14 protein-coding genes and 1 pseudogene are annotated in these 10,006 nt (G+C 66.4%); 2 read left to right on the top strand and 13 right to left on the bottom strand.

The genetic code is table 11. From position 1 onward, the window contains the following. Nucleotides 1-437, top strand: a 437-nt coding sequence (gene dtd, locus QH276_RS27795; protein WP_280406949.1) for a D-aminoacyl-tRNA deacylase, incomplete at its 5' end; no start/stop codon positions are given. Between the two features lie 29 nt (nucleotides 438-466). On the opposite strand, the gene QH276_RS27790 is transcribed toward dtd, so the two are convergent. The 11 genes from QH276_RS27790 to rpsH all read right to left on the bottom strand — a co-directional run bounded on the left by QH276_RS27790 (nucleotide 467) and on the right by rpsH (nucleotide 6,657). Continuing rightward, nucleotides 467-811: a type II toxin-antitoxin system PemK/MazF family toxin gene (locus QH276_RS27790; RefSeq protein WP_280401623.1), complete on the bottom strand. Its 345-nt coding sequence runs from the start codon at nucleotides 809-811 to the stop codon at nucleotides 467-469. Beyond that, a complete protein-coding gene (locus tag QH276_RS27785) occupies nucleotides 811-1,029 on the bottom strand; it encodes a ribbon-helix-helix protein, CopG family (RefSeq protein ID WP_280401622.1) in 219 nt (72 codons plus the stop codon). The genes QH276_RS27790 and QH276_RS27785 overlap by 1 nt, the downstream gene beginning before the upstream one ends. Nucleotides 1,030-1,073: 44 nt before the next feature. Beyond that, nucleotides 1,074-1,883, bottom strand: a complete 810-nt coding sequence (gene map / locus QH276_RS27780) for a type I methionyl aminopeptidase (protein ID WP_280401621.1) — start codon at nucleotides 1,881-1,883, stop codon at nucleotides 1,074-1,076. A gap of 44 nt (nucleotides 1,884-1,927) precedes the next feature. After that, a complete protein-coding gene (locus QH276_RS27775; protein ID WP_280401620.1) occupies nucleotides 1,928-2,488 on the bottom strand; it encodes an adenylate kinase in 561 nt (186 codons plus the stop codon). Beyond that, nucleotides 2,485-3,810, bottom strand: coding sequence for a preprotein translocase subunit SecY (gene secY / locus QH276_RS27770; protein ID WP_280401619.1), 1,326 nt, complete (start codon nucleotides 3,808-3,810; stop codon nucleotides 2,485-2,487). Before secY ends, QH276_RS27775 begins: the two co-directional genes overlap by 4 nt. Before the next feature lie 164 nt (nucleotides 3,811-3,974). Then, nucleotides 3,975-4,418, bottom strand: coding sequence for a 50S ribosomal protein L15 (gene rplO / locus QH276_RS27765; RefSeq protein ID WP_280401618.1), 444 nt, complete (start codon nucleotides 4,416-4,418; stop codon nucleotides 3,975-3,977). A 2-nt stretch (nucleotides 4,419-4,420) separates the two neighbouring features. Then, nucleotides 4,421-4,600: a 50S ribosomal protein L30 gene (gene rpmD, locus QH276_RS27760; protein ID WP_195055355.1), complete on the bottom strand. Its 180-nt coding sequence runs from the start codon at nucleotides 4,598-4,600 to the stop codon at nucleotides 4,421-4,423. A gap of 1 nt (nucleotide 4,601) precedes the next feature. Continuing rightward, entirely contained in the window at nucleotides 4,602-5,252 is a 651-nt protein-coding gene (gene rpsE, locus QH276_RS27755; RefSeq protein WP_280401617.1) for a 30S ribosomal protein S5, read from the bottom strand. 46 nt (nucleotides 5,253-5,298) lie between these two features. Next, nucleotides 5,299-5,706, bottom strand: a complete 408-nt coding sequence (rplR, locus tag QH276_RS27750; protein ID WP_280401616.1) for a 50S ribosomal protein L18 — start codon at nucleotides 5,704-5,706, stop codon at nucleotides 5,299-5,301. Between the two features lie 2 nt (nucleotides 5,707-5,708). Continuing rightward, entirely contained in the window at nucleotides 5,709-6,245 is a 537-nt protein-coding gene (gene rplF, locus QH276_RS27745) for a 50S ribosomal protein L6 (RefSeq protein ID WP_280401615.1), read from the bottom strand. A gap of 13 nt (nucleotides 6,246-6,258) precedes the next feature. Further along, complete coding sequence (rpsH, locus tag QH276_RS27740; protein ID WP_062977139.1) at nucleotides 6,259-6,657, bottom strand: 30S ribosomal protein S8; 399 nt, start codon at nucleotides 6,655-6,657, stop codon at nucleotides 6,259-6,261. A 252-nt stretch (nucleotides 6,658-6,909) separates the two neighbouring features. Here rpsH and QH276_RS27735 point away from each other — a divergent pair, with 252 nt between their 5' ends. Further along, nucleotides 6,910-7,296, top strand: a complete 387-nt coding sequence (locus QH276_RS27735; RefSeq protein ID WP_280401614.1) for a hypothetical protein — start codon at nucleotides 6,910-6,912, stop codon at nucleotides 7,294-7,296. An 84-nt stretch (nucleotides 7,297-7,380) separates the two neighbouring features. Here QH276_RS27735 and QH276_RS27730 read toward each other — a convergent pair whose 3' ends face one another. Next, nucleotides 7,381-8,193, bottom strand: coding sequence for an MSCRAMM family protein (locus QH276_RS27730; protein WP_280401625.1), 813 nt, complete (start codon nucleotides 8,191-8,193; stop codon nucleotides 7,381-7,383). A 321-nt stretch (nucleotides 8,194-8,514) separates the two neighbouring features. Continuing rightward, nucleotides 8,515-9,921: pseudogene (locus tag QH276_RS27725) on the bottom strand (MFS transporter); the annotation flags it as partial. Nucleotides 9,922-10,006 lie beyond the last annotated feature (85 nt).

Genomic DNA, 10,006 nt, shown 5'->3' with positions numbered 1-10,006 from the left:
CCCTACTCCACCGTGTGGCCGCGGCGCTGGGGCGGGTCGCCGGCGATGGGGGCGGCCGGATCGCCCCGCCCGGCAGCGGGATTCCGCACGGTGTGCTGGCACTGATCGGGGTCACCCACAGCGATACCGAGACCGTTGCCCGGGCCATGGCCGAAAAGATCTGGCGGCTGCGGATTCTCGACGGCGAACGCAGCGCCGCGGATCTGTCCGCGCCGGTGCTCGTGGTCAGCCAGTTCACGCTGTACGCCGACACCCGCAAAGGGCGCCGGCCGTCCTGGTCGGCCGCCGCGCCCGGGCCGGTCGCGGAACCCCTCGTGAACTTCGTCGCCGAAACACTGCGTGACCTGGGTGCCACGGTCGCCGGCGGCCGCTTCGGCGCACATATGCACGTGGAACTCGTCAATGACGGCCCGGTGACGGTCATGCTGGAACTCTGATATCCGCCGGCGCAGCCCCGACTGGGGCTTCAGAGCCCGAGATGCAAGCGGAGTGCCCGATTCAAGTCATCGACGACGGCGGCAGGTAGGTGCCCGAGAACCCGCCCGACCCGTTCGATCGACACCGAACGCACCTGCTCCGCTTGGGCTTTCGAGGCAATACGCAAGCCCGGCACCTGCTCCAGCAAGACTTGGAAAGGGAATACCCTGGCGATATTGCTGGTCACCGGGACAACGGTGACGACACCGCGACCCAGTTCCAGGGCTCGTCGATTGGCTCCGTCATTGCTCACCACGACCGCAGGCCTTGTCTTGGCGACTTCATTGCCCCGGGTCGGGTCGAAATCGACCAGCACCACATCGCCGCGGCGCATTACACCAGACCGTCAGCAGTGGCCGACGACCAGAGCATCTCCGAATCCGAAGCGTCCCATTCGTCCCACGCTTCTTCGTAGGCATCCTCGAGCGCTCGACTGCGCAACAACTGAATCGCCTTCTGCACCGCCGCCGAGCGGCCGGGCAGCCCCGAGCGGCACACCTCGTCGTCGAGGGCCGCTACGTCCTCATCCGACAGACTAACGCTCAGTTTCATACCGGCCATACTACCCGTGCGTGAGCCAAGTGGGAATGGTCTTCCTACCTGGCGTCGGCTGGGCGCAGGGTGAGGATCCGCGGCCCGTCCTCGGTGACGGCGACCGTGTGCTCCCAATGCGCGGCGCGGGAGCCGTCCGTGGTGACCACGGTCCAGTCGTCGTCGAGGACCTTGGTGTCGGAGGTGCCGAGGGTGAGCATCGGTTCGATTGCGAGTACCGAACCCACCACCAGCCGGGGACCCTTTCCGGGCTGTCCCTCGTTCGGCAGGAAGGGATCGAGGTGCATTTCGCGGCCGATCCCGTGCCCGCCGTACCCGTCGACGATCCCGTACGACCGGCCGTGTTCGGCTTCCGCGGCGCGTGTACCGAGTTCGATCGCGTGCGAGATATCGGTGAGCCGGTTCTCCGGGAGCATGGCAGCGATACCCGCCACCATCGATTTCTCGGTCGCCTCACTCAGCAGCCGATCGTCCTCCGACAGTTCACCCACGCCGAACGTCCAGGCCGAATCACCGTGCCAGCCGTCCAGGATCGCGCCGCAGTCGATCGATACCAGATCACCGGGCGCCAGTATCTCCTCGGCGGTCGGGATTCCGTGCACCACCCGATCGTTCACCGACGCGCAGATCGAGGCCGGGAACCCATGGTAACCCTTGAACGACGGCACCGCGCCGGCGTCCCGGATCACCTGTTCGGCGACCCGGTCCAGTTCCAGCGTCGACACTCCCGGCGCGGCCGCGTCCCGCACCGCGACCAGCGCACGGCCGACGATCGCCCCGGCCGCCGCCATGGCATCGAGCTCACCGGCGGTGCGGAACGGGACGACCTTCTTGCCCTTACGACCGAAGACCACAGCTGCACCTCATCGAAGGATCGGCGCCGGACCCGGAACGACAGTTAACCCGTCGTGGCATTACGGCCCAGGGCCTCGAGAGCCCGCGCGTTGACCTCTTCGACCTCACCGACACCGTCCACCGAGACGACCAGGCCGTCGTAGTAGTTCAGCAGCGGCTGGGTGTCCTCGCGGTAGATCCGCAGCCGGGTCCGGATGGTTTCCTCGTTGTCGTCGGAACGACCCCGCGAGAGCATCCGCTCGACCACCGTGTCCTCGGAGACCACGAAGCACAGCACCGCGTCGAGTTCGCTGCCGAGCTCGTCGAGGATCTTGGCCAGCGCATCGGCCTGGTCGACCGTACGCGGGTAGCCGTCGAGCACGAACCCGCGCGACGCGTCCGGTTCGGCCACCCGGGACCGCACCATCCGGTTGGTCACATCGCTGGGCACCAGTTCGCCGGCGTCCATGTACCGCTTCGCCTCGAGACCGAGCGCAGTCTGCTCGCTGATATTCGCGCGGAACAGGTCCCCCGTAGAGATATGTGGTACCCCCAGCTTTTCCGATAGCAGCACGGCTTGAGTGCCCTTGCCCGCTCCCGGCGGCCCGAGTAGTACGACTCTCACTTGAGGAACCCTTCGTAATTGCGATTCATGAGTTGGCTTTCGATCTGCTTCACGGTGTCCAGGCCGACGCTCACCATGATGAGCACGGCGGTACCACCGAACGGCAGATTCTGTACCCCGCTGGAGGACGAACCCATATCGAGGAACACGTTCGGCAGGACGGCGACCAGACCGAGGTAGATGGAGCCGGGCAGGGTGATGCGGCTCAGCACATAGGTCAGATGGTCGGCCGTCGGCTTACCGGGGCGGTAGCCCGGGATGAAGCCGCCGAACTTCTTCATCTCGTCTGCGCGTTCCTCCGGGTTGAAGGTGATCGCGACGTAGAAGTAGGTGAAGAAGACAATAAGGCCGAAGTAGATCGCGATGTACACCGGGTTGCTGGGGTTCACCAGATACTTCTGGATGATCTCCTGCCACCAACTGGGGTCCTCGGCAGTGCTGGACCCGGTGAGCTGGGCGATCAGGTTCGGCAGATACAGCAGCGAGGACGCGAAGATCACCGGGATGACGCCGGCCTGGTTCACCTTGAGCGGCAAGTAGGTCGACGAACCGCCGTACATCTTGCGGCCGACCACGCGCTTGGCGTATTGCACCGGAATCCGGCGCTGGCCCTGCTCCACGAAGATGACGGCCACGATGATGGCGAAGGCAGCCACACACACGAGCGCGAACACGATATTGCCGCGGCTGTCGAGAATGTTCTTGCCCTCGCTGGGGATCCGGGCCGCGATACCGGCGAAGATCAGCAGCGACATACCGTTGCCGACACCGCGTTCGGTGATCTGCTCACCGAACCACATGACCAGCGCGGCGCCCGCGGTCATGACCAGCACGATGATGATCATGCCGAAGATACTGGTGTCGGCGAGAATATCCTGCTGGCAGCCCTGCAGCAGTTGCCCGCGCGCGGCCAGCGCGACGAGACCCGTGGCCTGCAGAATCGCCAGCGCGATCGACAGGTAGCGGGTGTACTGCGTCATCTTGGTCTGGCCGGCCTGGCCTTCCTTGCGCAGTTCCTCGAACCGCGGGATGACGACGGTGAGCAGCTGGATGATGATGCTCGCGGTGATGTAGGGCATGATGCCGATCGCGAACACCGACAGCTGGAGTAGCGCACCACCCGAGAAAAGGTTGATGAGCTGGTAGATCCCGGCGGATTCACCACCCGAGACCAGGTCGATACATTCCTGGACCGCTTTGTAGTCGACGCCGGGTGACGGCAGCGCGGCACCGAGGCGGTACAGCGCGACCAGCCCCAGCGTGAAGAGAATCTTCCGCCGCAAGTCCGAGGTCCGGAAGGCCGTAACGAAGGCGGAAAGCACAGATCCTCCTGGCGAACGACATGGTCAGGCCATGGAATTTTCAGCGTGTCCCGACTCGGAGATCGCCGAACCCATGACGGGTCTTGGCAGACAACACTTGAACTCTAACAGTGACGCCGGACGAGCCTGCACTCGTCCGGCGCCCTGTCGTCGATTGGCGAACGTCAGCCCAGTTCGGTGGCGGTGCCACCGGCTGCGGTGATCTTCTCCTTGGCGGAGCCGGAGAACTTGTCCGCGCTGACCTGCACGGCGACGGAGATCTCCCCCTCGCCGAGCACCTTCACCAGCTGGTTCTTGCGCACCGCGCCCTTGGCCACCAGCTCGTCCTTGCCGATGCTGCCGCCCTCGGGGAACAGCTCGGCGATAGTGCCCACATTCACAACCTGGTATTCCACCCGGAACGGGTTGGTGAAGCCCTTCAGCTTCGGCAGGCGCATGTGGATGGGCATCTGGCCGCCCTCGAACGCGGCGGGCACGTTCTTACGGGCCTTGGTGCCCTTGGTACCGCGGCCGGCGGTTTTACCCTTGGAGCCCTCACCGCGACCCACGCGGGTCTTATCGGTTTTGGCACCGGGGGCCGGGCGCAGGTGATGCAGTTTGATGGTCATTGTCAGACCTCCTCAACAGTTACGAGGTGGCGCACGACATTGATCAGACCACGGTTCTGCGGGTTGTCCTCCCGGATCACCGACTTACGGATACCGCGCAGACCGAGGGTCCGCAGGCTGTCCCGCTGGTTCTGCTTGGCGCCGATCGAGCTCTTGATCTGGGTCACCTTGAGATCTGCCATATCAGACTCCTTGTCCGGCACGGGCACGCAGCATGCCCGCGGGAGCGACGTCCTCGATCGGCAGACCGCGGCGAGCCGCGACCTCTTCCGGCCGCTGCAGCATCTTCAGTGCGGCGACGGTCGCGTGGACGACGTTGATCGCATTGTCGCTACCGAGCGACTTGGCCAGGATGTCGTGGATGCCCGCGCACTCCAGTACGGCGCGTGCGGCGCCACCGGCGATCACACCGGTACCCGGGGAGGCCGGGCGCAGCATGACCACACCGGCCGCCGCTTCGCCCTGCACCGGGTGGGTGATGGTGGAGCCGATCATCGGCACGCGGAAGAAGCCCTTACGCGCTTCCTCGACGCCCTTCTGGATGGCCGCGGGAACTTCCTTGGCCTTGCCGTAGCCGACACCGACCAGGCCGTTGCCGTCGCCGACGATGACCAGGGCGGTGAAGCTGAAGCGCCGGCCACCCTTGACCACCTTGGAGACACGGTTGATCGCGACGACGCGCTCGAGCTGGTTCTTCTCGGCGGCATCGTTACGACGGTCGCCGCCACCGCGGCGGTCGCCGCCACCACGACGGTTGTCGCGGCCGCCCTCGGGGGCGTTGGAGTTCTGTCCGGCGGGTCCGTTTCCGCCGTCACGCCGTTGACGTCCCGGCATCAGACGTTCCTTCCGTTCACGCTGGTGAGTGCAGTGTTGTTGATCATCAGAACTTCAGCCCGCCTTCCCGGGCGGCATCGGCGAGCGCCGCGATCCGGCCGTGGTAATCGTGACCACCGCGGTCGAACACCACGGCCTCCACACCGGCGGCCTTGGCACGCTCGGCGATCAGTTCGCCGACCTTCTTGCCCTTGGCGGTCTTGTCGCCGTCCAGCGCCCGCACATCGGCTTCGATGGTCGAGGCGGCGGCCAGGGTGCGACCGGCCGAATCGTCGATCAGCTGCACATGCAGATGCCGGGAGGAGCGGTGCACGATCAGCCGCGGCCGCTCGCTGGTGCCCTCGATCTTCTTGCGCAGGCGGAAATGCCGCCGCGTCTTGGAGAGCCGACGGCGGGTCGAAGCATCCTTGCCCAGCGGAATGCGCTTGGCCTTCTGGTTCTCGGTTTGCGCCATGATCACTTACCCGTCTTTCCGACCTTGCGGCGAACGACCTCACCGGCGTAGCGGATGCCCTTGCCCTTGTACGGGTCGGGTTTGCGCAGACCGTGGATAACCGCCGAAATCTGGCCGACCTTCTGCTTGTCGATCCCGGATACGGAGAATTTGGTGGGCGATTCCACCGCGAAGGTGATGCCTTCCGGGGCCTCGATCGGCACCGGGTGGCTGTAGCCGAGGGCGAACTCGAGGTTGCTGCCCTTCTGCTGCACGCGGTAGCCGACGCCGAAGATTTCCATCTTCTTCTCGTAGCCCTTGGTGACACCGGTGACCATATTGTCGATCAGGGTGCGGGTCAGGCCGTGCAGCGAGCGGTTGCGCCGCTCGTCGTCCGGGCGGGAGACAACCAGTCGGCCGTCTTCCTGCGCGACACTGATCGGCTCGGAAACGGTCAGCGACAGCTGACCCTTCGGGCCCTTCACGGCGACGTCCTGGCCGTTGATGGTCACCTCGACACCCGAGGGAATCACGACGGGATCTTTGCCGATACGCGACATGTCCGTACCTCCCTTACCAGACGTAGGCGAGGACTTCCCCGCCTACTCCCTGCTGAGCCGCCTGACGGTCGGTGAGCAGGCCGGTCGACGTGGAGATGATCGCCACGCCGAGGCCGCCCAGGACCTTGGGCAGGTTGGTGGATTTCGCGTACACGCGCAGACCCGGCTTCGAGACGCGGCGCAGACCCTGGAGGCTGCGCTCCCGGCTGGGGCCGTACTTGAGGTCGACGACGAGGGCCTTGCCCACGGTCGCGTCCTCGGTGCGGTAATCGGCGATATAGCCCTCACGCTTCAGGATCTCGGCGATATTCGCCTTGAGCTTCGAATGCGGAGCCTTCACCTGATCGTGGTACGCCGAGTTGGCGTTGCGCAGACGTGTCAGGAAGTCTGCGATCGGATCGGTCATGGTCATAGTTCGACCTCGACACCTTTCTCGCTACGGTTCCCATTCAACACCCGCGTCGAGACGCGGGCCGTGGGCCTACAGCAATTCGGCTGGTCCGGACGGCAGTCACCGCCGGATGAGTTCGTATCGCCCGGGAGCCCGCACGGGGCCGCCCACGGACACAGATGTGCCCTGGCAACCGGTCTAGTGTAGGAGCTGGCTCGAGTACGACAAAATCAGGCCCCCGGATCAACGCCCTGACCAGGTACTCTGCCGGTTATGACAGAGGAGGGGAACCCGGAGGATCGGGACACCGCTCTCGAGAACGAGGTGGGAGATCTCGAGCACCGGTTGCAGCGCAGTGAAAAGGACGCCGCTGCCGCGCGCGTGCTTGCGGGAGGGGCAGACCGCGATACCTCGGAACTACGGATCGAACTACGCGAATTTCGCGAGCAGAACATGCGCCTGCACAATGCGACCAGGGCCGATATCGCAGATATCCGCGGCGATATCACTGAGATCCGCGGCGAACTCGGGCAGCTGAACGGCAGGGTCGATGTACTGACCCTGGAAATGCGCAGCAAGTTCGACATGCTGGCAGCCGGGCAGCAGCAGATTGTGGACCTGATCACCCGGGCCGGCGGCGACAAGGGCAGCGGTCGGTAGCCCGAACCCGACGGCGTCATTCGACCGACAGGGCCCCGAAGCATTCGCTTCGGGGCCCTGTCCTACTCCGTGTCCGGGCACTGCTTACCAGGAGCTCTTGTGCACCTCCGGCAGTGCGCCGAATTGTTCGTCCGCTGGTTCGCGCTCGGCGGCGGAGCTCTCGGAGGACGCTGTGCGCAGGTCCATATCAATGCCCTCGATATCGTGCTCGCCCACCCGCACCTGCGCTGTCGACGGCGCATAACCCGTGGCGACGACCGTGTAACTGCCTTCGGAGAGGTTGCCGAAGAGATAGGAGCCGTCCGCATCCGTGGTCTGACTCTCGATCACATTGCCCAGGGAATCGGTCAGGGTTACGAGTGCGCCCGCCAGCGGCCGGCCGCCGCCGGTGACCACGCCCGCCACCCGCACACCCGGACGTAGCAGCACGTCGACGCGAGCGGTGTCCCGGCCGTTGACTTGGGCGGAGACGGCGGTCGGGTGGTAGCCGAACGCGCTTACAGCGATCGTGAAATCGCCCTCCGGGAGGCCGGTGAGTTCGAACCGGCCGGATGAATCCGATTCACCTGCCGCCATAACCTCCCCACGCAGGTCCAGGGCGGTGATCATGGCGCCGGATACCGGGTTGCCGTCACCGGTCCGCGCGACCGTGCCTTCCAGGCCGGTCAGCGCACCGAGCGTGACGTCGTAGGACACCGGGTTGCTGCCGAGGACCGCGGTCGAGGCGTCCGGCCGCCGTCCCTCCGCCGAGGCGATGAGGACATAGGAGCCGGGTTCGGGTGCGGCAAGTTCGTAGAACCCGTCCTGTCCCGACCGCGCCCGGCTCAGCTGCTGCCCGGCGGGCGAGATCAGGGTCAGGGTCGCCCCGGCCACCGCACCACCCCGGCCGTCGGACACCCGGCCGAACAGCACCGAGCCGCTTCCGGCCGGCTGCGGGGCGGCCGCGCTCGCACCGTTGCGGTAGGCGGGAGTGCGTTCCGCCGGCTCGGGAGCGGCGTGCCGCGGTCCCGATGCCGCATCGCTGCCCCTCGGCGGCGCCGCGCCGGCAACAGGTGCCGCATGGCCGGCCACCGGAGCCGCGGCGCCGGCAATCGGTGTCGCGGCATCGTCGATCACCTGTTCGGCTTCCGCCGAAAGTCCGGCGGGCGCCGCGGGCACCGCTTCCGCGAGCGCATGTGCTTCGGCCTTCGCCGCATCGGGCGCTGCACCCGCGACGGCCGCCGCGGCGGCGCGTTTGGCGGTCGGGATGGTCAGCGCGATCACCGCGGCCGCGGCGGCGACACCGCAGCCGATCAGGATGCCCACCCGGAAACCGTTCTCGGTCGGCACGCTGATCCCACCCGCGAAGGTGGTACTCATCTCGGCCAGCACGGCACCGATGGCGGCCGAGGCCACCGAGGTGCCGATCGAGCGCATCAGGGTGTTGAAACTGTTGGCGGCCGAGGTCTCGGTGATCGGCACCGCGCTCATGATCAGCGCGGGCATGGCGCCGTAGGCGAAGCCGACACCGAGGCTGATCACGATCGCGCCGACCATCAGTCCCCAGGCTTCGCCCATCAGCGGCACCGACGCACCGTATCCGGCCGCGATGATCAGGGCGCCGACGATGAGGGTGATCTTCGGTCCGGCCAGGGCGGACAGTTTCGCGCTCAACGGCGAGGCCAGCATCATCATCAGACCGCCGGGAGCCATCCACAGACCCATCGCCACCATCGACTGGCCGAGGCCGTAACCGGTGGCCTCGGGCAGCTGCAGTAGCTGGGGGAAGATCAGCGCTTGGGCGAACATCGACATACCGATGACGATGGATGCGGCATTGGTGAGCAACACCCGCGGCCGCGCGGTGACCCGCAGGTCGACCAGCGGATCGCGCATCCACAGTTCCCACAGGCCCCACAGCAGCAGCACGACCGCCGCGGCGACGAACAGCGAAATCGTGGTGACACTGGTCCAGCCCCAGCTCGCGCCCTTGGAAACGGCGAGCAGCAGGCAGACCAGGGCGGCACCCAGGCCGAGCGCGCCGAGCACATCGAACCGGCCGCGCTGTCCGCGCGACGGAGTGGACGGTACGACAGCGAAGATCAGTACCCCGGCGAGCACGCCGAGCGCCGCGACACCCCAGAACAGGTAACGCCAGCTGCTGTATTCGACGACCGCCGCCGCCAGCGGCAGGCCCAGCGCGCCACCGACCCCGAGCGAGGAGCTGATCAACGCGATACCGGAGCCGAGTTTGGCCGGTGGGAGCAGATCGCGCAGGGCCGCGATGCCGACCGGGATCAAGCCCACGCCCATCCCCTGCAGGCCGCGGCCGATGATCATCGGCCACAGCGAGGAGGAGACCGCACAGATCACCGACCCGATGACCAGCGGAATCACCGACCCCACCAGCACCGGCCGCTTTCCGTACAGATCGCCCAGCCGTCCCGCAACGGGGGTCGTCACGGCACTGGCGAGCAGGCTCGCGGTCACGACCCAGGTGGCGTTCGACGGTGCGGTGTCCAGAATTTCCGGTAGCTGCCCGAGCAGCGGCATCACCAGGGTCTGCGTCAGCGACGCCACGATCCCGGCGAAGGCGAGCACCGCCAGCACCGCCGCCGGGCGGACGACGGGTTCGGTTTTGGTCACGCGCGTGCTCCTCGCAAGACGAATTCAGTCGATGTGCATAATACACATAACATGCATGATGCAATCTAACCAATTCGGACACCGC

This window comes from Nocardia carnea (genome assembly GCF_029869215.1).
In the GTDB taxonomy this organism is placed as follows: Bacteria; Actinomycetota; Actinomycetes; order Mycobacteriales; family Mycobacteriaceae; genus Nocardia; species Nocardia carnea_B.
Note: the sequence above shows the minus strand (reverse complement) of the source record. Positions and strands in the feature narration are given on the sequence as shown.

Bases quoted from the DNA above. Each gene is read 5' to 3' on its own strand.
- QH276_RS27790 (WP_280401623.1), bottom strand. From the start codon at position 811: ATGCGCCGCGGCGATGTGGTGCTGGTCGATTTCGACCCGACCCGGGGC.
- QH276_RS27785 (WP_280401622.1), bottom strand. From the start codon at position 1,029: ATGAAACTGAGCGTTAGTCTGTCGGATGAGGACGTAGCGGCCCTCGAC.
- rplO (WP_280401618.1), bottom strand. From the start codon at position 4,418: ATGACCATCAAACTGCATCACCTGCGCCCGGCCCCCGGTGCCAAAACC.
- rpmD (WP_195055355.1), bottom strand. From the start codon at position 4,600: ATGGCAGATCTCAAGGTGACCCAGATCAAGAGCTCGATCGGCGCCAAG.
- rpsE (WP_280401617.1), bottom strand. From the start codon at position 5,252: ATGCCGGGACGTCAACGGCGTGACGGCGGAAACGGACCCGCCGGACAG.
- rplR (WP_280401616.1), bottom strand. From the start codon at position 5,706: ATGGCGCAAACCGAGAACCAGAAGGCCAAGCGCATTCCGCTGGGCAAG.
- rplF (WP_280401615.1), bottom strand. From the start codon at position 6,245: ATGTCGCGTATCGGCAAAGATCCCGTCGTGATTCCCTCGGGTGTCGAG.
- rpsH (WP_062977139.1), bottom strand. From the start codon at position 6,657: ATGACCATGACCGATCCGATCGCAGACTTCCTGACACGTCTGCGCAAC.
- QH276_RS27735 (WP_280401614.1), top strand. From the start codon at position 6,910: ATGACAGAGGAGGGGAACCCGGAGGATCGGGACACCGCTCTCGAGAAC.